This is a genomic window from Diaphorobacter sp. ED-3 (assembly GCF_027625375.1).
Taxonomy (GTDB): domain Bacteria; phylum Pseudomonadota; class Gammaproteobacteria; order Burkholderiales; family Burkholderiaceae_C; genus Diaphorobacter; species Diaphorobacter nitroreducens.
The window spans coordinates 254,590-275,836 of sequence record NZ_CP115182.1 but is presented as its reverse complement, the minus strand read 5'-3'; the positions used below and the strand labels follow the sequence as shown (position 1 = coordinate 275,836).

Annotated in this window: 19 protein-coding genes and 1 riboswitch; of the genes, 7 read left to right on the top strand and 12 right to left on the bottom strand. The window is 69.1% G+C overall.

Annotated features, from left to right (window positions below; all coding sequences use genetic code 11):
- Positions 1-71 precede the first annotated feature (71 nt).
- A complete protein-coding gene (locus PCQ86_RS01305; protein WP_270174685.1) occupies positions 72-1,259 on the bottom strand; it encodes an ABC transporter substrate-binding protein in 1,188 nt (395 codons plus the stop codon).
- Between the two features lie 257 nt (positions 1,260-1,516).
- On the opposite strand from PCQ86_RS01305, the gene PCQ86_RS01300 reads away from it, so the two are divergent.
- Positions 1,517-2,290 (top strand): ferredoxin--NADP reductase, encoded by a 774-nt coding sequence (locus tag PCQ86_RS01300; RefSeq protein WP_270174684.1) that lies wholly within the window; start codon positions 1,517-1,519, stop codon positions 2,288-2,290.
- Positions 2,291-2,460: 170 nt separating this feature from the next.
- Here PCQ86_RS01300 and PCQ86_RS01295 read toward each other — a convergent pair whose 3' ends face one another.
- Complete coding sequence (locus PCQ86_RS01295; protein WP_270174683.1) at positions 2,461-3,303, bottom strand: glycine zipper 2TM domain-containing protein; 843 nt, start codon at positions 3,301-3,303, stop codon at positions 2,461-2,463.
- 125 nt (positions 3,304-3,428) lie between these two features.
- Complete coding sequence (locus tag PCQ86_RS01290; RefSeq protein ID WP_270174682.1) at positions 3,429-4,346, bottom strand: YihY/virulence factor BrkB family protein; 918 nt, start codon at positions 4,344-4,346, stop codon at positions 3,429-3,431.
- A 131-nt stretch (positions 4,347-4,477) separates the two neighbouring features.
- Here PCQ86_RS01290 and PCQ86_RS01285 point away from each other — a divergent pair, with 131 nt between their 5' ends.
- Complete coding sequence (locus tag PCQ86_RS01285; protein ID WP_270174681.1) at positions 4,478-5,014, top strand: shikimate kinase; 537 nt, start codon at positions 4,478-4,480, stop codon at positions 5,012-5,014.
- A gap of 69 nt (positions 5,015-5,083) precedes the next feature.
- Here the strand turns inward: PCQ86_RS01285 and PCQ86_RS01280 are convergent, their stop codons facing one another.
- The 4 genes from PCQ86_RS01280 to PCQ86_RS01265 form a co-directional block, all read right to left on the bottom strand.
- On the bottom strand, positions 5,084-5,656 hold the full coding sequence (locus tag PCQ86_RS01280; protein WP_172205309.1) for a YcbK family protein: 573 nt from the start codon (positions 5,654-5,656) through the stop codon (positions 5,084-5,086).
- 33 nt (positions 5,657-5,689) lie between these two features.
- Positions 5,690-7,291 (bottom strand): L,D-transpeptidase family protein, encoded by a 1,602-nt coding sequence (locus PCQ86_RS01275; protein WP_270174680.1) that lies wholly within the window; start codon positions 7,289-7,291, stop codon positions 5,690-5,692.
- Between the two features lie 35 nt (positions 7,292-7,326).
- The gene (metH, locus tag PCQ86_RS01270) at positions 7,327-10,116 is read right to left on the bottom strand and encodes a methionine synthase (protein ID WP_172734526.1); all 2,790 of its coding nucleotides are present in this window, start codon (positions 10,114-10,116) and stop codon (positions 7,327-7,329) included.
- 30 nt (positions 10,117-10,146) lie between these two features.
- Positions 10,147-10,268: riboswitch (S-adenosyl-L-homocysteine riboswitch) on the bottom strand.
- Between the two features lie 166 nt (positions 10,269-10,434).
- Positions 10,435-11,787 (bottom strand): sigma-54 interaction domain-containing protein, encoded by a 1,353-nt coding sequence (locus tag PCQ86_RS01265; RefSeq protein WP_088887914.1) that lies wholly within the window; start codon positions 11,785-11,787, stop codon positions 10,435-10,437.
- A gap of 203 nt (positions 11,788-11,990) precedes the next feature.
- Between PCQ86_RS01265 and petA the strand changes: the two genes are divergently transcribed.
- Positions 11,991-12,605 (top strand): ubiquinol-cytochrome c reductase iron-sulfur subunit, encoded by a 615-nt coding sequence (gene petA, locus PCQ86_RS01260; protein ID WP_011803614.1) that lies wholly within the window; start codon positions 11,991-11,993, stop codon positions 12,603-12,605.
- Between the two features lie 44 nt (positions 12,606-12,649).
- Positions 12,650-14,062, top strand: coding sequence for a cytochrome c oxidase accessory protein CcoG (gene ccoG / locus PCQ86_RS01255; RefSeq protein ID WP_270174679.1), 1,413 nt, complete (start codon positions 12,650-12,652; stop codon positions 14,060-14,062).
- Positions 14,063-14,147: 85 nt separating this feature from the next.
- Here ccoG and PCQ86_RS01250 read toward each other — a convergent pair whose 3' ends face one another.
- The 4 genes from PCQ86_RS01250 to PCQ86_RS01235 are packed head-to-tail and all read right to left on the bottom strand — an operon-like array spanning position 14,148 to position 17,662.
- Positions 14,148-15,140, bottom strand: coding sequence for a tripartite tricarboxylate transporter substrate binding protein (locus PCQ86_RS01250; protein ID WP_270174678.1), 993 nt, complete (start codon positions 15,138-15,140; stop codon positions 14,148-14,150).
- A gap of 26 nt (positions 15,141-15,166) precedes the next feature.
- Positions 15,167-16,090, bottom strand: a complete 924-nt coding sequence (locus PCQ86_RS01245) for a dioxygenase family protein (protein WP_270174677.1) — start codon at positions 16,088-16,090, stop codon at positions 15,167-15,169.
- 45 nt (positions 16,091-16,135) lie between these two features.
- Positions 16,136-16,432, bottom strand: coding sequence for a muconolactone Delta-isomerase (catC, locus tag PCQ86_RS01240; RefSeq protein WP_011803610.1), 297 nt, complete (start codon positions 16,430-16,432; stop codon positions 16,136-16,138).
- A 27-nt stretch (positions 16,433-16,459) separates the two neighbouring features.
- Positions 16,460-17,662: a muconate cycloisomerase family protein gene (locus PCQ86_RS01235; protein WP_270174676.1), complete on the bottom strand. Its 1,203-nt coding sequence runs from the start codon at positions 17,660-17,662 to the stop codon at positions 16,460-16,462.
- Between the two features lie 149 nt (positions 17,663-17,811).
- On the opposite strand from PCQ86_RS01235, the gene cynR reads away from it, so the two are divergent.
- Complete coding sequence (gene cynR, locus PCQ86_RS01230) at positions 17,812-18,738, top strand: transcriptional regulator CynR (protein ID WP_270174675.1); 927 nt, start codon at positions 17,812-17,814, stop codon at positions 18,736-18,738.
- Positions 18,739-18,782: 44 nt separating this feature from the next.
- Here the strand turns inward: cynR and PCQ86_RS01225 are convergent, their stop codons facing one another.
- Positions 18,783-19,271, bottom strand: coding sequence for a PACE efflux transporter (locus tag PCQ86_RS01225; protein WP_047350172.1), 489 nt, complete (start codon positions 19,269-19,271; stop codon positions 18,783-18,785).
- Positions 19,272-19,342: 71 nt separating this feature from the next.
- Between PCQ86_RS01225 and PCQ86_RS01220 the strand changes: the two genes are divergently transcribed.
- Both PCQ86_RS01220 and PCQ86_RS01215 read left to right on the top strand, forming a co-directional pair.
- Complete coding sequence (locus PCQ86_RS01220) at positions 19,343-20,266, top strand: LysR family transcriptional regulator (RefSeq protein ID WP_012655259.1); 924 nt, start codon at positions 19,343-19,345, stop codon at positions 20,264-20,266.
- Positions 20,267-20,295: 29 nt separating this feature from the next.
- Positions 20,296-21,213: a PPK2 family polyphosphate kinase gene (locus PCQ86_RS01215; protein WP_270174674.1), complete on the top strand. Its 918-nt coding sequence runs from the start codon at positions 20,296-20,298 to the stop codon at positions 21,211-21,213.
- Positions 21,214-21,247 lie beyond the last annotated feature (34 nt).

Here is a 21,247-nt window from a genome sequence, read left to right as displayed (position 1 = left end):
GCGCCCGGGTCGCCCCGCGGTAGCGGCCGCGCGTTCCCCCACGGGAAGGGCGCCGGCGCAGAGTCCGGCGGTCACTCGTCCTTGCGCAGCCGCTTCACCTCGGCGTCGCTGGGCTGGTACTTGGCGCCGTCGCGGTAGGTGAAGTCCACCATCACACCCTTGCCCATGCGCAGCGCGGTCTTGCCCACGTAGGCACCCATGGTGGACTGGTGGTCCTGCGTGCGGTAGGTGATGGGACCGAACGGCGTGGCCACCTGCAGGCCGCGGAAGGCGGTGATGAGTTTCTCGGTGTCGGCCGATCCAGCCTTGGCCAGCCCCGCCGCAACCGACTGGACGGCGTTGTAGCCCACCACCGAGCCCGCGCGCGGGTAGTCCTTGAAACGCTTCATGTAGGCGTCCAGAAAGGCCTTGTGCTCGGGGGTCTGGATGGCGTACCAGGGGTAGCCGGTGACGATCCAGCCCTCGGGCGTCTCGCTCTTGAGCGTGTCCAGGTATTCCGGCTCGCCCGACAGCAGGCTCACCACGCTGCGGCCCGTGAACAGCCCGCGGGTGTTGCCCTCGCGCACGAATTTGGCGAGGTCGGCGGCGAACAGCACGTTGAAGATCGCATCGGGCTTGGCGTCTTCCAGCGCCTGGGCCACGCTGCCGGCATCCACCTTGCCCAGCGGCGTGGCCTGCTCGGCAACGAACTCCACGTCCGGCTGCGCGGCCTTGAGCAGCTGCTTGAAGGTGGCCACGGCCGACTGGCCGTACTCGTAGTTGGGGTAGACCATGGCCCAGCGCTTTTTCTTCAGCGCCACGGCTTCGGGCACCAGCATGGCCACCTGCATGTAGGTGGAGGGGCGCAGGCGGAAGGTGTAGCGGTTGCCGTGCTCCCACACGATCTTGTCGGTGAGCGGTTCGGCCGCCAGGAAGAAGCGCTTCTTCTGCTGCGCGAAGTCGGTCAGCGCCAGGCCCACGTGCGACAGAAAGCTGCCCATGAGCACATCCACCTTCTCGCGCGCGATCAGTTCCTCGGCCGCGCGCACCGCGTCGCCGGGGGTGGCGTTGTCGTCGCGCGTGACCAGCCGCAGTTGCTTGCCCTGGATGCCGCCAGCCGCATTGATCTGCTCGACCGCCAGTTCCATGCCCTTCTTGTAGGGCTCCAGGAAGGCGGGCTGGGCCTTGTAGCTGTTGATCTCCCCGATCGTGTAGGCCCCCTGCGCATAGGCGCCACCTGCAAACAGCAGGGCGAGCAGGGGGGTGAAGGGCTTGTGCATGGTCGAATCCTTTGCCACAGGTCAGCTTCCGGGCAACGCAACTGTACCGCTGCCACGAGTTTGCCCGACAATGCGCGGGTTTGCCCGCATGGCAGGGGGCAGCCAACGCCCGCACGCGATGCGACGGGTGCCGTGGACACAGCGCAAATGTCGGCTTATGCCTTCCGCGCATATCAAAGCCGCGACACTAACGCCACCGGCCCTGCCCCCACGGCTCCCGTTCGCCCTGTTTTCGTTCATTTTTCTGGCACCCATCCATGAGCGCATTTCACGAAGAGCGTGTACTGACCGTACACCACTGGACCGACCGCCTGTTCTCCTTCACCACCACGCGTGACCCGGCGCTGCGGTTCTCCAACGGCCACTTCACCATGATCGGCCTGAAGGTGGACGGCAAGCCGCTGCTGCGCGCCTACAGCATCGTCAGCGCCAACTACGAGGAGCACCTGGAGTTCCTCTCCATCAAGGTGCCGGACGGCCCGCTGACCTCGCGCCTGCAGCACATCCAGGTGGGCGACTCCATCATCGTGGGCAAGAAGCCCACGGGCACGCTGCTCATCGACTACCTGCTGCCCGCCAAGCGGCTGTACCTGATGTCCACGGGCACGGGCCTGGCGCCGTTCCTGAGCGTGATCCGCGACCCCGAGACGTACGAGAAGTTCGAGCAGGTGATCCTGATCCACGGCGTGCGCCAGGTGGCCGAGCTGGCCTACCACGACTACATCACCAAGGAACTGCCCCAGCATGAGTTCCTGGGCGAGCTGATCACCAAGCAGCTCAAGTACTACCCCACGGTCACGCGCGAGCCCTTCCGCAACCAGGGCCGCATCCCCGACCTGATCGACAGCGGCAAGCTGCCCGCCGACCTGGGCCTGCCCGAGCTCAACCCGCTGGAAGACCGCGTGATGCTCTGCGGCAGCCCGGAGATGCTGGCCTCGCTCAAGGAACTGCTGGAAAAGCGCGACTTCGAGGAAGGCAACACCACGCGCCCCGGCGACTTCGTGATCGAGCGCGCCTTCGTGGAGAAGTGACGCACGCGGCCCTCGCCGCGTCGATTTGCTAGCAAAATAGGAGCTATTGGCGCTTGCCCACCGGCGATCCAACGCCAATCCCCCCTCAAAACGGCCTGCCCGCAAGCGCAGGCCGCTTTTATTTTCGTAGCACCTGGGTAGCCACTCTCGGCAAGCGCAGGCCCCTGCGCTCAATAGCCCCGGTCCACTACGCGCACCGGCTCCACGCCCGCGCGATCGGCGTCCGCCCCCGGGTCCACGCGCAGGCTCTTGCCCTGCACGCGCACGGCCGTGCCCTCGGCCAGCGGCTGGGCGCGCGTGAAGTTGCGCACCGAACCGTCATCCATGCGCACGCGCATCTGGTAGACCGTGGTGGTACGGGCGCGCTGCTCCACCTTGTGGCCCACGTAGCCGCCGCCCACGGCGCCCAGCACCGTGGCCGCGGTGCGGCCCGACCCCTTGCCGATCTGGTTGCCCAGCACGCCCCCCAGCACACCGCCGGCCACCGCGCCCACGCCCGTGGCCGGCGCGGCCTGCTCGACAGCGCGCACCGACTCCACCCGCCCGCAGGTGGCACACACCGGCGCCGCACTGCGCTGCGCCACGGCCCGCTGCAGCGGTTCGCCGCGCTGGGTTGGCACTGGCGAGGGCGATGCCCCCGGCTGTGGATAGCCCTGTGCATACGTCTGTGGGTCGTCCTGTGGATACGCCTGTGGAGAAGGCGGCGCTGCTGCGCGCCGGGCTGTGGGATTTGCTCCTGAATCGAGAGCTGCCATCGCTTGCCGCGACTGGGCTGGAGGCGCTTTTTCATTCAACACTTCCGCCTCGGGCGTGCGCGGCGCGGTGGCTGCCAGCGTGGCGGCCGGTCCGCCGGCCGCGGAGTCGCCAGCAGGCGGACCGCCGCGCAGGTTCTGCGCCAGCAGCGTGCCGCCCAGGGCCAGCACACTCACGCCCAGCACGCCCACGGCGGCCCACAGCCATTTGAGCGAAGCCGCGGACAGGGTCGCGGCAGGGGAAGCAGAGGTGGAATGCATGTGCTCGTCCGGTTGCCAGAGGAAAAGCCGCGGGCTGCGCATGCAGCCGCCACGGCACCGGCGCCAAGGCTAACGCCGGCCCTGCTTCACAAAACCGCGCGCGGCGTAACGGACGTAATCAGCGGTCAACGCCCCGCCGGCGCGGGGGCGGCGGTACGCGTTTCGTGCAGCGCCCGCGCGCTGGCGGCCGAGAACAGCAGCACCGCGGACGAAAAGTAGATCCACATCAGCAGCACCACCAGCGAGCCCGCAGCGCCATAGGCCGACACCACCGCCGCGGTGGACAGGTACAGCGCCAGCAACTGCTTGCCCACCGTGAACAGCGTGGCGCCCACCACCGCGCCGAATACCAGGCAATGCGTGGGCGGCTTGGGGCCGCTGCCGATGCGCATCAGCCCCAAGAACAGCGCCACCGCCACGGCGAAGGCCACGGCCTCATTGACGATCTGCAGCAGCGTGCCCGAGCCGAACGGCAGCCGCGCGCTGGCCCAGGTGGCCAGCACGTTGATGGCCGTGGACAACACCAGCGACACCAGCAGCAGAAAACCGATGGCCAGCACATAGGCCAGGCCTCGCAGGCGCAGGGAGGCCATGCGCCACCACGCCTTGCGCTCGGGCGCGGGCTGACCGTGTGCCCACAGCCGCTCCAGCGCGCTCTGCAGCTCCACAAACACCCCCGTCGCGCCGGACAGCAGCAGCACGAAGCCGGCCACCGACGCGAGGCGCCCCTCGGCCGGTTCCTGCGCGCTGGCCAGCGCCAGGCGCACCACCTCGGCGCCGCGCTCGCCCATCACCCCGCGCACCTGGGCGATGAGATTGCTCTCCAGGTAGGCCTGGTCGATCCACCACCCGAGCACACCCACCAGCAGCAGCAACAGCGGCGCCAGGCTCAGCATGCCGTAGAACGACATCGCCGCGCTCATGCGCAGGCCGTCGGCGTCCAGCCACATCTGCACGGCGCGCACCAGCGGCGCAATGGGCTGCAACACCCGCTGCAGCAGTGGCTGGGCAATAGATTTGAGGCTCTGCAGGGTCATTGGCATGGCCCGATTGTGAACAGTGCGGGCCCGGCCCCCTGTCGGCGCAAGCCGATAGCTGGCCGCGCACCGGCTGCCGCACGGACCAGGTGGACGCTCTTACACTTCCCAGTCTTCACTCACCACGACAGACAAGCATGCAAACGCGTTGCGCCCTGGTCGGCATGCCGGGCTCGGGCAAATCCACGGTGGGCCGCCAGCTCGCCCGCCGTCTGGGGCTTCCCTTCGTGGACCTGGACCAGCGGCTGGAGCAGCGGCTGGGCACCAGCATCCGCGACTATTTCGACCGGCATGGCGAAGCGGCCTTTCGCGACCACGAGGCTGCGCTGCTGGCCGAGCTGGCCGCCCAACCCGGCGGCATGGTGCTGTCCACCGGCGGCGGCGCCGTGCTGCGCGAGGACAACCGCGCCACGCTGCGCCGCGGCTTTCCCCATGTGATGTACCTGCGCGCTTCGCCCGACGAGATCTTCAAGCGCATCAAGCACGACCGCACGCGGCCCCTGCTGCAGGTGGACGACCCGCTGGCCCGCCTGCGCGACCTCTACCGCGCGCGGGACCCGCTGTACCGCGAGGCCGCGCACTACGTCATCGAGACCGGCCGGCCCATGGTGCACACGCTGGTCAACATGATCATGATGCAGCTGGAGATGGCGGCGCCGGGCGACCCGGTGTAGCAAGCGCCCTTCCTCAGACATGAAAAAGGCCCCGCATGCGGGGCCTGGGTTCTCTTGCGGCGCAGAGGCTTACCAGCTGCGCACACGTCCGGTGTCGATGTGCACGAACTGCTCCCGGGCGTAGTAGCCCACGCCGCCCGCCCGCAGGGAGATGGCGGCGTCGCGCAGATCGCTCAGGGACACGCCGGGCAGGCGCACGTCGATGGCCTTGCCGTCCATGTGCAGGCTGCGCCGCGCCACACCGCCGCCGCGCGTGGTGCGCAGCGTCTCGTTGGTGTGGGGGCTGCGGTAGCCGGAGATCACCTCGAACGGCTGCTGCGTCTGCAGCGTCTGCCGCACGCGGTGCAGTAGGTGGAACAGGTCCGGGTCCATCACGCCGACGTCGCCGCTGTAGTGGTCGCGCAGGAAGTGGTTGAGCGTGGGCAGCGCCGCGGGAACGAATTGTTCGCCCTGGGCGTAGACCAGCGCCAGCCGCTCATGGGTGTGCAGGTGGTTGAAGGCCAGGCGCCGCGCAAGGTCCTGCGCTTCGCTGAGCGACGCCAACGCCGCCTTGGGCAGCAGCACCGCGGCCGCAGCGGCGTGCGCGACGGCGGCGCCGCGCCCCAGGAATAGACGGCGGTGGGGGTTGTGCGGTGGAGCCATGCGCGAAAAACCTCGAAAAAGCGAAAAAACGCGCTATTTTGGACCGATCACCCCGGCAGCACTACCCGCGCGGACCGCATCGTAGGGTTTTGCCGAATGCTGGCGCAGCAGGCTGGCGAGCTTGCGGTCATGGCCGTACAGGTCGCCATAGAAGTGCGGACGGCCGTCCTGCACCACCACGGTGATGTGCGTGATGATGACCGGCACCGGGTGCGGCAGCCGTACGAACACGGGCTTGGGCTGCGCCATGGCCGCACGGATGCGCTCCACGGTCCAGGTGGGATCGTCCTGCAACACGAACTGGGCGAGCGCCACCGGCTCCTCGACACGCACGCAGCCGTGGCTCAGGTCGCGCCGGCTGCGGCCGAACAGCGTGGGCGCCGAGGTGTGGTGCAGGTAGATGTTGTCGTTGTTGGGCAGCACGAACTTGATATCGCCCAGCGCGTTCAGCGGCCCCGGGCGCTGGCGTATGCGCGCCTGGCCTGCCAGCACGGCGCCCAGCATCTCGGGTGTAGCGTCGGTGCTCACCCCCGCCGCGCTGACGAATTCCATGCCCTGCCGGGCCAGGTAGCCCGGGTCGCGGCGCAGGCGCGGCACGATTTCGCCGCGGGCGATGGACGGCGGGATGTTCCAGTACGGACTGAATTCGATGGACTGCATGTCCTCATCGAACAGCGGCGTGCGCGTATCCAGCGCCTTGCCGACGATGACCGCCATGGACAGGCGCAGCGTGATCCTGCCGCCCGCGTACTCATAGGCGCGCAGGCGGTATTCGGGCACGTTCACGGCGATCATGCGCGGGCCCTGCAGCACGGGCGTCCAGCGCAGACGCTCCATCTGCAGCGCGATCTGCTCGGCGCGTGCGGCCGGGGGCACATTCAGCGCCGCCAGCGTGGTCGCGCCCAGCACCCCGTCCGCCTCCAGCCCGTGGCGGCGCTGGAAGGCCGTGACGGCCTCGACCAATGCGGGGGTGTATTGCGCTGGCGCGGACGCTGCGGGCGGCTCGCCCGTGGGCTGCGGCGGCAGGTCGCCCAGCGCCACCAGCCGCTCGGCCAGCACGCCCAGGCCCGCCCAGGGCTGGCCCGGCGTGAGCTTGCGGCCCGGCAGCGCGGGCAGCGGCTGCGCCCAGGCAGGGTGAGCGCCCAGCGCGCGGTACTGCGCCAGCAGTGTGCGCAGCGCCGGGTACATGGGCACGCGAGGGATGGCCGCGTCCCGCGCCTGCTGGATCTGGCCGTCGGCCAGCGCGGTCTGCAGCGCGGCGCGCAGGTCGGGCTGGGGGCGGCGGGAGTGGTCGTAGCGCTCGTTGAGCCGTGCCGGATCGATGCGCCCGCCGTGCAGCTCATACAGGTAGCGCTCCACGGCCTGCGTCAGCTCCTGGTCGAGCGCCACGGCGCAGGCGGCATCCAGGCCGCGGGCGGCTGCGGCCGCCAGCGCATCACTCAGGTGCTGCGCGCCATAGTCGGCCGGCTCCAGCCCATCGGCTGCGGCTTCGTTGAGCCAGCGCACCGCTTCATGCGCAGCCGGCAGGGGGCGCCCGTCAGCCGTCAGCCAGGACGGGTTCGCCCAGGCAGCCAGCGGCATCCAGGCCGCCAGCAGCAGGGGTGCAGTGTGGTGTGTCAGCAGGCGCAGGTTCATGGGTCGATCTTGGCATGGCCTGCGCCGACCAGGCGCTATAGCCCCAGATTCGGCGCAAGCGCGCGCTCCACCTCGGCCAGGGGCACTCCGCTGCGCTGGGCCATGTCCTGCACCTGCGCATCGTCGATCTTGCCGACGCTGAAGTAGGTGCTCTCGGGGTGGCTGAAGTAAAAGCCGCTCACACTGGCCGCGGGCGTCATGGCGTAGCTGTCGGTAATGTCCATGTCGACGTCGGCCGTGCCCAGCAATGCAAACAGCGGCTTCTTCACCCGGTGATCGGGGCATGCGGGGTAGCCCGGCGCGGGGCGGATGCCCACGTACTTCTCGGCGATCAGTTCGTCGTTGGACAGCCGCTCGCCCGCCTGGTAGCCCCACCAGTCGGTGCGCACGCGGTGGTGCAGCCATTCGGCACCGGCCTCGGCCAGGCGATCGGCCAGGGCCTTGAGGGTGATGGCGCTGTAGTCGTCGTGGTCGGCCATGAACTCGGCCACCTTGGCATCCACGCCGATGCCGGCAGTGACGGCAAACGCGCCAATGTGGTCGGCCTGCGTGGGTGCGCCACCCTCCAGGCGAGGCGCGATGAAGTCGGCCAGGCAGCGACTGGGGCGCATGCGGCCCTCGGCGTCGGGCTGCTTCTCGGCCTGCTGGCGCAGGCCGTACCAGGTGAGCACGACCTTGTCGCGCGCGGCATCGGCATACAGCTCGATGTCGTCATCGCGCACGGTGTTGGCGGGCCAGAAGCCCACCACGGCGTGGGCCGTGAGCCAGCGGCCCTCCACGATCTTCTTGAGCATGGCCTGTGCGTCGCGGAAGACGCGCGTGGCTTCCTCGCCCACCACCTCGTCCTGCAGGATGTCGGGGTACTTGCCGGCCAGGTCCCAGGTCTGGAAGTACGGTGCCCAGTCGATGAAGGGCACCAGTTCGGCCAGGTCGATGTTCTTGATCACGCGCCGGCCGATGAACTTGGGCGCCGGCGGCTGGTAATGCGCCCAGTCGATGCGCGTCTTGTTGGCGCGGCACTGCGCCAGCGGCCACACCGGCGTCTTCTTCTTGTTGGCATGCAGGTGGCGCACATGGTCGTAGTCGGCCTGCACCTCCGCCAGGTAGCTGTCCTTTTGCTCGCCCAGCAGGCTCTGCGCCACGCTCACGCTGCGCGAGGCATCGGGCACGTAGACCACGGGGCCCTGGTACTGCGGCGCGATCTTGACGGCCGTGTGCACGCGCGAGCAGGTGGCGCCGCCGATCAGCAATGGAATCTTCTTGATGCGGAAGTACTCGTCCTTGTCCATCTCGCCGGCCACGTACTGCATCTCTTCCAGGCTGGGCGTGATCAGGCCCGACAGGCCGATGATGTCCGCGCCTTCGGCCTTGGCGCGCGCCAGGATTTCATGGCAGGGCACCATCACGCCCATGTTGATGACCTCGAAGTTGTTGCACTGCAGGACGACGGTCACGATGTTCTTGCCGATGTCATGCACGTCGCCCTTCACGGTGGCGATGACGATCTTGCCCTTGCTGGACACGTCCAGGCCGGCGGCTTCCTGCTGGCGCTTTTCTTCCTCGATGTAAGGGATCAGGTGGGCCACGGCCTGCTTCATCACGCGGGCGCTCTTGACCACCTGCGGCAGGAACATCTTGCCCGCGCCGAACAGGTCGCCCACGATGTTCATGCCGTCCATCAGCGGACCTTCGATCACATGCAGCGGGCGGCCGCCGCCTTGCACCACGATCTGCTGGTAGGCCTCCTCGGTGTCTTCGACGATGAAGTCGGTGATGCCGTGTACCAGCGCATGCGACAGGCGCTCACCCACGGTTTTCGGGTGCTCGGGCGTGCCGCGCCACTCCAGCTTCTTGCTGTCGTCCTTGGCGGCACCCTTGGCGGCCTCGGCGATCTCCAGCAGGCGTTCGGCCGCGTCGGGGCGGCGGTTCAACACCACGTCTTCCACACGCTCGCGCAGCTCGGGGTCGAGGTCGTCGTAGACGCCGACCATGCCCGCGTTGACGATGCCCATGTCCATGCCGGCCTTGATGGCGTGGTACAGGAACACGGTGTGGATCGCCTCGCGCACCGGCTCGTTGCCGCGGAAGCTGAACGACACGTTGGACACGCCGCCCGACACCTTGGCGCCCGGCAGATGCTGCTTGATCCAGCGCACGGCCTCGATGAAGTCCACGGCGTAGTTGGCGTGCTCTTCGATGCCCGTGGCGATGGCGAAGATGTTGGGGTCGAAGATGATGTCCTCGGGCGCCATGCCCACCTCGTCCACCAGGATGCGGTAGGCGCGCTCGCAGATCTCGGTCTTGCGTGCGAAGGTGTCGGCCTGGCCCTTCTCGTCGAAGGCCATGACCACGGCAGCCGCGCCGTAGCGGCGGATCAGCTTGGCCTGGCGCTTGAACTCTTCCACGCCCTCCTTCATGCTGATGGAGTTGACGATGCCCTTGCCCTGCAGGCAGCGCAGGCCGGCCTCGATGACCTCCCACTTGGAGCTGTCCACCATCACCGGCACCCGGGCGATGTCGGGCTCGGAGGCAATGAGGTTCAGGAAGCGCACCATCGCGGCCTTGCTGTCCAGCATGGCCTCGTCCATGTTCACGTCGATGATCTGCGCGCCGTTTTCCACCTGCTGACGCGCCACCGACAGTGCCTGCTCGTACTGGTCGTTCAGGATCATGCGCGCGAACGCCTTGGAGCCGGTGACGTTGGTGCGCTCGCCCACGTTGACGAACAAGCTCCCCTCGCCGATGAACACGGGCTCCAGCCCCGACAGGCGCATGGGCGGCACGGCGTGCGAAGGGACGGAAGATGCGGGGGCGGACGACGGCATGGGGCTCACCTGGATAACAAGAACAGACACATCAGGTGAGCGCCGTTGGTACACGCACGGCTGCATGCCGCGGTGGGCCCGAGCCTGACGCCGCCACGCGCGAGCCGCCTGTGCGGCCCCGGCCGGCGGGCGCTGCAGCGCTCCTCGGGAAAGCGTCGAATTCTACGCGGCCCACCTTTGGGGGGCAGGCATATGGATATACCCCCGCGTGCACTGTGCGCCCAGAACGTGGCCCCTACACGGGGCGGTGGCTGTTTCAAGCAAAAACAGACCGCAAGCCAGCCACAGCAAGCGCTAAAAGCTATCAAACAAGGAGCATCAGCCCTGCTCCCGTAACAGTCGCAGCTTGCGGTACAGCGTGCGCGTGCTGACCCCCAGGGCGCGTGCCAATTCGCGACGCGACGCGGCCCCACCCGCCAGCGCCGCGCGCAGGGCCTCGGATTCGATGTCACGCAGGGTGGCATGGTCGGGCTGCTGCGCAGCGCGGGCCGGCGCCGCCGCGGGCGCATCGAACGAGAGCGCGCGCTCGATCGTATGGGCGGTCACCACCGCGCCGTCGGTCAGCAGCGCGGCACGTTCCAGCACGTTGCGCAGCTCGCGTACGTTGCCGGGGAAGGGGTGCTGCGCCAGCCGGCGCAGCGCCGCGGGCGCAAGCACCAGGCCCCGCCCCCCGGCCACGCGCTGCAGGAGCGATTCCGCCAGCAGCGGAATGTCCTGCGGGCGTTCGCGCAGCGCGGGCAGCTGGATGGGAAAGGTGCTCAGGCGGTAGTACAGGTCCTGGCGAAACCGCCCCTCGCGCACCATGGCGCGCAGGTCGCGGTGGGTGGCCGCCACCAGTCGGATGTCCGCGCGGCGCAGCTCGGTGTGGCCCACGCGGCGGTAGGTGCCGCTTTCCAGCAAACGCAGCAGCTTGACCTGCATGGTGAGCGGGATGTCGCCCACCTCGTCCAGGAACAGCGTGCCGCCGTGCGCCGCCTCCACCAGGCCGGCGCGTGCGGCATGGGCGCCGGTGAAGGCGCCACGCTCGTGGCCGAACAGTTCGCTCTCGAACAGCGTCTCGGGCAGGCTGGCGCAGTCCACCACCACCAGCGGCCGCCCCGCGCGGGGGCTGGCCTCGTGCACGGCGCGCGCGGCCAGCTCCTTGCCCGTGCCCGACTCGCCCAGCAGCAGCACGCTGGCCTGCGACGGGCCCACGCGCGCGATCAGCTCCAGCACGGCCTGGAACGCGGGCGCGCGCCCGATCATGCCCAGCGCGCCCGGCTGCCCCTGGGCAATGCGCAGCGGCTCCATCTTCTCCAGAAAGTACTGGGGCTGGCCCGCCTCGTCGCGCAGCGGCACCAGTTCGATCTGCACGTATTCCTCGCCCGCCGGGGTGTGGTGCAGGTGCAGCACGCGCTCGCGCTGGCCGCTGAAGAGCGAGCGCGCCAGCGGGCAGGTCTCGCCCGCCTGGTCGCACGGCACGGGCGAATGGTGCGAGACCGCATGGCAGGTGCGCCCCACCACCGGCGCGCCCTGGCCGAACTGGCGACGGTAGGCGCCGTTGGCGGCCACGATGCGGTAGCCGCGGTCGAACAGGATGTGCGGCTCGGGCAGCCCCTCCAGCCAGGAGGCGAGCAGCGCGGTCTGCGCCACCTGCGCCGGGGTGGGGGAAAGATCAGGAGTGTCGGCCATGGTGACATATGGTGTCACAAATGGCATGCATTGGCAGTGTTTCTGCCGTCCACCATGGCAGCGCTGACTCCTTGGGTGGATGTAAGCCTTTGTTCCACATAGGGATTTCGCACGCAGTGCCGCGCAGCCAGGCTGGCACGGCTCTTGAGTCAGGACAAGCAAGCGCGCGGTCCTTTGGCCGCGCCCATCGTGAAGGAATCGCCATGACTGCCCTGCCCGCCTCGTGCACCTGCGCTGCGCCCGACGCAGAACGCCGCACCCTGATCCACGCCACGGCCGCCGCCGGGGGTCTGGCCGCCGTCGGCGCGGCCGTGCCCCTGGTCAGCAGCCTGGCGCCCAGCGAACGCGCACGCTCCCTGGGCGCGGCCGTGGAGGTGGACATCGCCGGCTTGCCGCCGGGCGGCATGCTCACGGTGGAGTGGCGCGGCAAACCCGTCTGGATCGTGCGGCGCACGCCGGAGATGCTGCAGTCGCTGCAGGGGCTGGAGGCACAGTTGGCCGACCCCGCATCGGCCAAGGACCAGCAGCCCGACTACGCGCGCAATACCCACCGCTCCATCCAGCCGGAGGTCTTCGTGGCCATCGGCATCTGCACGCACCTGGGCTGCTCGCCCACGGCCGTGGCCCCGGGCGCGCCGCAGTCCGGCCTGGGCGCGGGCTGGCCCGGGGGCTTCTTCTGCCCCTGCCATGGCTCCACGTTCGACAACGCGGGTCGCGTGTACCGCAACAAGCCCGCACCGACGAACCTGGAGGTGCCGCCGCACCGCTTCCTGAGCGCCACGCGGCTGCTGATCGGCGAGGACAGCGCCAGCGCCTGATCGACCGCCCTTCGCCCAAGACCATCACAACCACGCCCCCTTCCATGCCCGCCCCACAGACCCAGCCCCCCGCTGCCGAACGCGACGTCTACGTCGACCTGTACGAAGCCAAGAAGAAGATCTACCCGCGCGCCATCGGCGGCGTGTTCACGCGCTGGCGCTGGGCGCTGGTGCTGCTCACCCAGGGGGTGTTCTACGGCCTGCCCTGGTTGCAGTGGGGCGAGCGGCAGATGGTGCTGTTCGACCTGGGCGCGCGGCGCTTTTACCTGTTCGGCCTGGTGCTGTACCCGCAGGACTTCATCTACCTCACCGGCCTGCTCATCATGTCGGCGCTGTCGCTGTTCCTGTTCACGGCGGTGGCGGGGCGGCTGTGGTGCGGCTTTGCCTGCCCGCAGACGGTGTACACCGAGCTGTTCCTGTGGCTGGAGCGCCTGACCGAAGGCGACCGCAGCGCGCGCATGCGCCTGGACAAGGGCCCGTGGACCTTCGAGAAGCTGTGGCGCAAGACGCTCAAGCAGCTCGCCTGGGTGTCGGTGGCGCTATGGACCGGCTTCACGTTCGTGGGCTACTTCGTGCCCATCCGCCAACTGGGCGGCGAGCTGCTGGCGCTGCACGGCACCTGGCAGATCTTCTGGGTGGGTTTCTACAGCTTCGCCACCTATGGCTTTGCGGGCTACATGCGCGAGCAGGTGTGCAAGTACATGTGCCCGTATGCACGCTTTCAGAGCGCGATGTTCGACAAGGACACGCTGATCGTCACTTACGACACCCAGCGCGGCGAGCCGCGCGCCGCGCGCAGCAAGAAGGTGGACGCCAAGGCCGCCGGCCTGGGCGACTGCATCGACTGCTCGCTGTGCGTGCAGGTGTGCCCCACGGGCATCGACATCCGCAAGGGCCTGCAGTACGAGTGCATTGGCTGCGGCATGTGCGTGGACGCCTGCAACACCGTGATGGACAAGGTGCAGTACCCGCGCGGGTTGATCCGCTACGCCACGCAAAACGGCATGCAAAACCGCTGGAGCAGCGCACAGATGCTGCGCCGCGTGCTGCGCCCGCGCGTGCTGTTCTACAGCGCCGTGCTGCTGGCGCTGTGCACGGCCATGCTGGCCAGCCTGGTCACGCGCACGCCGCTGAAGGTGGATGTGGTGCGCGACCGCGCCGCGCTCTCGCGCGTGGTGGCGGGTGGGCAACTGGAGAACATCTACCGCGTGCAGGTCATGAATGCCACCGAGCAGCCCCAGCGCTACCGCATCACGGCCAGCGGCCTGCAGGGGCTGCAGGTGGCCTCGGAGCCCGAAGTGGAGATCGGCCCCGCCGAGTCGCGCTGGGTGGCGGTGCGGCTGCAGGTGCCCTATGGCGCCGCGCCCGCCGGTTCGCACACCGTGCACCTGGACGTACAGGCGCTGGGCGACCGGGCGCAGGTGTCGGAAAAGACCGTGTTCCTGGTGCCGCGGTAGGCGCCGCCGCAGATTACAAGCCAAAAGAGCTTTCAGCGCCCTTCTATCAATCGCTGGAAGCTCCTTATTTCATAGCAACCCGCTATCAATCCATGCGGATGTTGCGCTCCTTGATCAGCGCGCCCCAGCGGGCCAGCTCCTTGTCCAGGTGCGTGGCCAGCTGCTGCGGCGTGGTACCGATGGGCTCGGCGCCGATGGTCTCGAACTTGGCCACGGTATCGGGCTGCTTCATGGCGTCGATCAGCGCGGCGTTGATCTTGTTCACGATGGCCGCCGGCGTGCCCGCGGGCGCGAACACGGCGAACCAGGGCGAGACCTCGTAGCCCGGCACGCCGGCCTCGGCGATGGTGGGCACGTCGGGCAGCGTGGCCGATCGCTTGGCGCTGGTCACGCCCAGCGCGCGCAGCTTGCCAGCCTGGATGTGCGGGCGCGCCGAGGTGATGCTGTCGAACATCAGGTCCACCTGGCCGCCCAGCATGTCGGTCACGGCCGGGCCGCTGCCCTTGTAGGGCACGTGCAGCAGGTTCAGCCCGGCCATGGAGGCGAACACCTCGCCCGCCAGGTGAATGGAGGTGCCGTTGCCGGCCGAGGCATAGGTGAGCTTGCCGGGGTCGCGCTTGGCATGGGCGATCACGTCGGCCACGGACTTGTCGGTCGTCTTGGCGGTGTTCACCACCAGCACATTGGGCACGATGGCCAGCAGGCTGATGGGCGCGAAGTCCTTCACCGGGTCGTAGCTCAGGCGCGGGTACAGCGCCTTGTTGGTGGCCATGCCGATGGACGTGATCATGATGGTGTAGCCATCCGCCGGCGACTTGGCCACGGCGTCGGCGCCGATGTTGCCGCCCGCGCCGGGGCGGTTCTCGATCACGAAGGGCTGGCCCAGCGTGCGGCCGGCCTTCTCGCCCAGCGTGCGGGCAATCACGTCCATGGCGCCGCCCGGAGGGAAGGGCACGACCCACTTGATGGGCTTGGAAGGCCATTGGGCGTCGGGCTGCGCCATGGCGGCAGCGGGCAGCAGGCCGGCGGCGGCCAGGGTGCAGGCGCCCAGCAGGGCAATGCGGCGGGAGAAAGTCATGGTGTGTCTACCTCAGGTCCAGGATGTCAGGCGGCGGCCACGCGGTCCATGCGTGCCTCGGGGCGCTGCTCGTCGGCCGACAGGGCCTTTTGCAGCACGAAGTCAAAGCGCACGCGGGTGAACGGCGCGCTGATGCCCAGCGATTCATAGCCGGCGGCGGGCGTGCCCGGCTCCAGCGTGACCACCAGGCCGTCGCGCGTGGCGAAGGCGAAGTCGTCGTCCAGGAAGCTGTCGCCCGGAATGTTGACCTGCGTGGTCAGCGTGCGCAGGCCGTCTGCCACCACCAGGAAGTGGATGTGCGCGGGTCGGTTGCCATGGCGGCCCAGGGCGTCGAACAGTTCGGCCGTGGGGCTGCCCGGCGGGATGGCGTAGCCCGGTGGGATGAAGCTGCGAAAGCGATAGCTGCCGTCCGCCCCCGTGCGGATCTTGCGGCGCAGGTGGTAGGGCGCCTGGTCGGGGTCGAAGTGCGAGTAGCGGCCCAGTTCGTTGGCGTGCCACACGTCCACCAGCGCGCCGGCCACAGGCTGGCCCGCGGTGTCGAGCACGCGGCCTTCCATCACCACCACCTCGCCGCGCGGCGGCTCCTCGCCCTCGTCCAGGCGCACCTCGCGCTCGGACAGCGGCGCGCCGGCCACGAACAGCGGGCCCTCGATGGCGCGCGGCGTGCCCGCGGCGCGCTGGGCGCGCTCGTCGGCCTCGTCCATGCGGATGTCGATCAAGCGGTCAAAGCCCAGGCCGGCGGTGATCAGGCCCGTCTGGCCGCTGGCGCCCAGGCGCGTGAGCCAGCTCACGCCGGCCCAGAACTCGTCGGGCGTCACGTCCAGGTCTTCGATGGTGCGGAACAGGTCCGTGACGATGCGCTGCGTGATCTGGCGCACGCGGGCATTGCCCTCGGCCACGTGTACGGTGTTGACGATGTCCAGCAACTGCTGGGCGGTGTATTCGGCCATGTCTCTCTCCTGTGGGATGGAATGTGGGGTGTCGGGGGCCGTGCGTCAGCCGGCGGCGCCTTCCTGCACGATGGCCGACGGATGGTTGGCCAACGGCGTCACGTGGATGTCCATGTAGGGGAACAGCGGCAGCTGCGACAGCAGCTGGTGCAGCTCGTCGTTGGACTGCACGTCGAACACGCTGTAGTTGGCGTACTCGCCCACCACGCGCCAGATGTGGCGCCAGCGGCCGTCACGCTGCAGGTCTTGCGAGTACTTCTTCTCGCGGGCCTTGATCTCGTCGGCCTGCGCGGCGGGCAGGTCGTGGGGAATCTTCACATCCATGCGAACGAGGAACAGCATCTGGGTTTCTCCTGGCAAAAAAAGGGTTCAGGCGGGCTGCGCGCTGGCGCGGCCCAGGTCCACGTGCACGGGCGTGAGGCCCTGGCGTGCACGGTCGAAGCGGTCGAGCCGATCGGGCACCACGGTGAGGCCGAAGCCCGGCCCGTCGGGCAACTGCAGCGCGAAGTCGGAAATGACCATCTGCTGCTCCACGATGTCGTCTACCAGCAGCTGCGGGCCGAACAGCTCGCAGTTGTGGTGCGTGCCGCCCAGCGTGGCAAACACATGGGCCGAGGCGGCGCTGCCGACGGAGGTCTCCAGCATCGTGCCGCCGTACCAGCCGATGTCGGCGGCGCGCGCCACGTCGGCCACGGCGCGCGTGCGCAGCAGGCCGCCGTGCTTGGCGATCTTGAGCGAGAACACGTGGCAGGCGTTATGGCGCGCCAGGCGCATCGCGTCCTGCGGCGTGCAGACGGTCTCGTCGGCCATCACCAGCGCGGTGTGGGGCAGCGTGGCGGTGAGCTGGCGCAGCGCCTCCTCGTTCCACTGGGCCACGGGCTGCTCGATCAGGCCCACGCCGGCGTCGATCATCTCGGGCAGGTAGCGGCGCGCGGTGGCGCCGTCCCAGGCCTGGTTCACGTCCACCGTCATGCTGGCGCGGCCGTCCAGCGCGCGGGCGATGCGTGCCACGTGCGCCACGTCCTCCTGCGGCGCGCGCGCGCCGATCTTCAGCTTGAAGATGCGGTGGCGGCGCGCGGCCAGCATCTTCTCGGCCTCCTCGATGTCCTTGGCGGAGTCGCCGCTGGCCAGCGTCCACGCCAGGGGCAGGCTCTCGCGCTGCTTGCCGCCCAGCAGTTGCCACACGGGCAGGCCCAGGCTGCGCGCCACGGCGTCGATGGCGGCCTGCTCCACGGCGCTCTTGGCAAAGCGGTTGCCCTTGCAGGCCAGGTCCATGCGCTGCAGCAACTGCTCAAAGCGGCCCGCGTCCTGGCCGATCACGACAGGCGCGAGGTAGCTGTCGATGGCATGCCGGATGCTCTCGGGCGATTCCTCGTTCCACGAGGGGCCGCCGATGGTCGCGGCCTCGCCGAAGCCGCTGGCGCCATCGCTCAGCCACAGCTGCACGATCACGGGGCTCTGGCGCTGGATGGCGCCGAACGAGAGCTTGTGCGGGCGGATCGTGGGGATGTCCAGGATGCGTGCCTGGATGCGTTCGATGCGCAGCACGGAAGCGGAAGGAGAAGTCGTCATGGAAAGCGGGCCGTGGCGGAAAAAAGCGTTACGGGCCATGACCTTAGCGCTGCCCTCGGGGCGAATCCAATGAGATATATTGCAGTTTTTGTTCGACGCTATCGAACAGTCACAGGTTTTAGGGTTAACCCTTAGAACGGATTGCACCCATGGAACTGCGCCAGTTGCGGTACTTCTTGAGCGTGGCCGAGACCGAGCACCTCACCCGCTCGGCGGATGCGCTGTTCGTCACGCAGTCCACGCTCTCGCACGGCCTGCGCCAGCTGGAGGCCGAGCTGGGCGTGCCGCTCTTTGACCGCCTGGGGCGCGGGCTGCGCCTGTCCCAGGCGGGCCACGCCTTTCGCGACCACGCAGCGCGCGCGCTGCAGGAGCTGGAAGCCGGGCGGCAGGCCGTGGCCGACATGAGCGCGCTGCAGACCGGCACGCTCCAGGTGGGCGTGATCCCCACCTTTCTTACGCGCTTCGTGCCCGACGCGGTGGCCGCCTTCAGCGCGCGCTACCCGGGCGTACAGCTCACCGTGCGCGACCTGCGCAGCGGCCAGATCGAGGAACTGCTGATCGCCGGCCGGCTGGATCTCGGCATCGCCTTCCATCCCGCGAGCCGCGAGGAGATCGAGGCCGAGCCGCTGTTCGAGGAACGCATGCATCTGGTGGTGCACCAGGGCCACCCGCTGGCGCGCAGGCAGCGCCTGCGGCTGGCCGAGCTGGCGGGCGTGCCGCTGGCGCTGCTGCCGGCCAGTTTTGCCACGCGCCGGCTGATCGATGCGGCCTTCGCCCAGGCGGGCGTGACGCCGCTGGTGCGCGTGGAGATGGAGTCGGTGGATGCGCTGCTGCAGGCCTGCCGCAGCGGGCCGCTGGCCACCATCGCCGCCGAGCACGCGGCCCTGCACGCGGGCCCCGACATGCGCGCCGCCGTGCTCACCGAGCCGCGCACCGTGCGCCGCGCCGGCCTGCTGTGGCGCCGCGGCGCCTCGCGCAGCGCCGCGGCGCGCGAGTTCGTGGCGCTACTGCGGCCTGCCATCGCACGCACCGCTGCTCCGCCTTCCCTGCAGGGCGGTGCTGCACAGCAAGAGTAAAAAATGGCTCTAGCGCTTACCAGTCAAGCGCGAGCAGCTATGAACTAAGGAGCACCTACCGCTACCCCGGCTGGCGCGGCAGCAGGCACGGCCTGCGCCGATGCCGGCAGGCCGAAGACGCGGTCGAACGCCCAATTGAAGGCGTAGGTGTAGACGAGGAAAAACAGCAGCAGGCCGGCCTCCATCACCGTGGCCTGCCACAGGCTCACGCCGAACCACCAGGCCATCAGTGGGATGAGGACCAACGCCAGACCGCCCTCGAAACCCACGGCGTGCACCACGCGCCGCAGTACGGAGCGGCCCTTGACGCGCTGGCGCGCCTCCCAGCGCTCGAACAGGGCGTTGAAGGTCACGTTCCAGGCGATGGCCAGAGCGGACGCGACGACGGCCATCACCCCCGAAGCGCCCGCGCCCTGGCCAATGGCCATGAAGAGCAGGCTGGAGACGATGATCGCGATGATTTCGTAAAGGGTGACAAAGACCACCCGGCGCTTCGGCCCCTGCAGGCCGACCGCATGTGTTGTTGCACTCATGCGGCGCAGTATAGGGAGTGAAATCTGAAGGAAAAAGTCATCTTTTTTCAGAAATATTGATAGATTGGCGCATGGCCTTCACTTCCGACAACGTCCTCGTGTTCCTGGCCGTGCTGGACCGCGGCTCGTTCTCCGCCGCGGCGCGGGCGCTGTCGCGCGTGCCCTCGGCCGTGAGCATGGCCATCGCCCAGCTGGAAGCCGAGCTGGACATGCCGCTGTTCGACCGCAGCGGCCGCGAGCCGCGCCCCACGGCGGCCGCGCGTGCGCTGGAGCCGCAGGCACGCGCGCTGGCGGCGCAGCTGCAGCAGCTCAACACCCAGGCGCTGGCGCTGACCCAGGGGCTGGAGGAGCGCCTGACCCTGGCCATTGCACCCGAGCTGCTGGCCGCGCGCTGGCACGGCCCGCTGGCCACGCTGGCGCAGGACTACCCGCTGCTGCAAGTGGAGGTGCTGGCCGCGCCCCAGGCCGATGCGCTGGCCCTGCTGCATGCCGGACGCGCCCAGCTCGCGCTGGTGTTCGAGCGCCCCAGCCTGGACGGGCGGGAAGACTTCCAGGAGGTGGGCAGCGAAACCCTGGTGGCCGTCATCGCGCCGCAACATCCGCTGCTGGCGCCGCGCGCGGCGGGTGCGGGCCCTGCAGGCCTGCGCGAGGAACACCTGGCCGGCACGCGCCAGATCGTCGTGGCCGGGCGCGACCTGGGGCAGACCGATGCGCGCTTCGTCTATGCGCGCCACCATTGGCGCACCGACAGCCACTTGGCCGCGCTGGGCTTGATCGAGGCGGGCCTGGGCTGGGGCTGGCAGCCGCGCGCGCTGGTGGCGCCGCGCATCGCCGCCGGCACGCTGGTGGAACTGCCCCTGGAGAACCTGAGCAACGGCGCCCAGTTGTGGGTGGACGTGGTCTGGTCGCGCGAGCGCCCGCTGGGCCTGGGCGCACGCCGCTTCGTAGAGTTGATGGCGCGCCAGCGCCCCGGCAGCAGCCCGGCGCCACAATAGCCAGGCACCGACCATCTTGAGGAGCGTTCATGCCCACCTACCTGCCACCCTTTGACATCGCCGACGACGCGCTGGCCAAGCAATGGCGCCAGTGGCAGCCCAAGGACTTCGCCTCGAACGGCGGCAACGGCAAGAACGACAAGAACGACAAGCACGCCGACAAGGACAACGGCGCGCTGCACCTGAAGGACTACGACCCTGGCGCCAAGCCTTTTTCCTGCGGCGACAAGGCACTGGACAAGGCCCGCGTGGAGGAGCTGGCGCTGGAGCTGGACGCGCTGCAGGACCTGCTGTACGCCGACCGCCGCTACAAGCTGCTGGTGGTGCTGCAGGGCATGGACACCGCCGGCAAGGACGGCACCGTGCGTGGCGTGTTCGGCCGCATGAGCGCCCTGGGCGTGCATGCCGTGGGCTGGAAGGCGCCCACCGAGCTGGAGCGCGCGCACGACTACCTGTGGCGCATCCACCGCCAGGTGCCCGGTGCGGGCGAACTCACCGTGTTCAACCGCAGCCATTACGAAGACGTGCTGGTGCCCGTGGTGAACGGCTGGATCACGCCCGAGCAGCAGCGCCAGCGCTATGCGCACATCAACGACTTCGAGCGGCTGCTGGCCGAAACGGGCACGGTGGTCATGAAGTTCATGCTGCACATCAGCAAGGACGAGCAGCGCCAGCGCCTGCAGGAGCGCCTGGACGACCCCACCAAACGCTGGAAGTTCGACATGGGCGACATCCAGGTGCGCGAGCAGTGGGACGCCTACCAGCGCGCCTATGAGGCCTTCCTGCCCGCCACGCACACCCCGTGGGCGCCGTGGACCATCGTGCCCGCCGACTCCAAGACGCACCGCAATCTGATGATCGCCAGCGTGCTGCGCGGCGTGCTGCAGCGGTTGGAACTGCGCTACCCACCGGGCGACCCCGCGCTGGAAAATTTCACAGTCAAATAGGGCTCTAGCGCTTGCGCGGCAAGCGCCAACAGCT

Coding starts and splice junctions, on each gene's coding strand:
- PCQ86_RS01305 (WP_270174685.1), bottom strand. CDS start 1,259: ATGCACAAGCCCTTCACCCCCCTGCTCGCCCTGCTGTTTGCAGGTGGC.
- PCQ86_RS01300 (WP_270174684.1), top strand. CDS start 1,517: ATGAGCGCATTTCACGAAGAGCGTGTACTGACCGTACACCACTGGACC.
- PCQ86_RS01295 (WP_270174683.1), bottom strand. CDS start 3,303: ATGCATTCCACCTCTGCTTCCCCTGCCGCGACCCTGTCCGCGGCTTCG.
- PCQ86_RS01290 (WP_270174682.1), bottom strand. CDS start 4,346: ATGCCAATGACCCTGCAGAGCCTCAAATCTATTGCCCAGCCACTGCTG.
- PCQ86_RS01285 (WP_270174681.1), top strand. CDS start 4,478: ATGCAAACGCGTTGCGCCCTGGTCGGCATGCCGGGCTCGGGCAAATCC.
- PCQ86_RS01280 (WP_172205309.1), bottom strand. CDS start 5,656: ATGGCTCCACCGCACAACCCCCACCGCCGTCTATTCCTGGGGCGCGGC.
- PCQ86_RS01275 (WP_270174680.1), bottom strand. CDS start 7,291: ATGAACCTGCGCCTGCTGACACACCACACTGCACCCCTGCTGCTGGCG.
- metH (WP_172734526.1), bottom strand. CDS start 10,116: ATGCCGTCGTCCGCCCCCGCATCTTCCGTCCCTTCGCACGCCGTGCCG.
- PCQ86_RS01265 (WP_088887914.1), bottom strand. CDS start 11,787: ATGGCCGACACTCCTGATCTTTCCCCCACCCCGGCGCAGGTGGCGCAG.
- petA (WP_011803614.1), top strand. CDS start 11,991: ATGACTGCCCTGCCCGCCTCGTGCACCTGCGCTGCGCCCGACGCAGAA.
- ccoG (WP_270174679.1), top strand. CDS start 12,650: ATGCCCGCCCCACAGACCCAGCCCCCCGCTGCCGAACGCGACGTCTAC.
- PCQ86_RS01250 (WP_270174678.1), bottom strand. CDS start 15,140: ATGACTTTCTCCCGCCGCATTGCCCTGCTGGGCGCCTGCACCCTGGCC.
- PCQ86_RS01245 (WP_270174677.1), bottom strand. CDS start 16,090: ATGGCCGAATACACCGCCCAGCAGTTGCTGGACATCGTCAACACCGTA.
- catC (WP_011803610.1), bottom strand. CDS start 16,432: ATGCTGTTCCTCGTTCGCATGGATGTGAAGATTCCCCACGACCTGCCC.
- PCQ86_RS01235 (WP_270174676.1), bottom strand. CDS start 17,662: ATGACGACTTCTCCTTCCGCTTCCGTGCTGCGCATCGAACGCATCCAG.
- cynR (WP_270174675.1), top strand. CDS start 17,812: ATGGAACTGCGCCAGTTGCGGTACTTCTTGAGCGTGGCCGAGACCGAG.
- PCQ86_RS01225 (WP_047350172.1), bottom strand. CDS start 19,271: ATGAGTGCAACAACACATGCGGTCGGCCTGCAGGGGCCGAAGCGCCGG.
- PCQ86_RS01220 (WP_012655259.1), top strand. CDS start 19,343: ATGGCCTTCACTTCCGACAACGTCCTCGTGTTCCTGGCCGTGCTGGAC.
- PCQ86_RS01215 (WP_270174674.1), top strand. CDS start 20,296: ATGCCCACCTACCTGCCACCCTTTGACATCGCCGACGACGCGCTGGCC.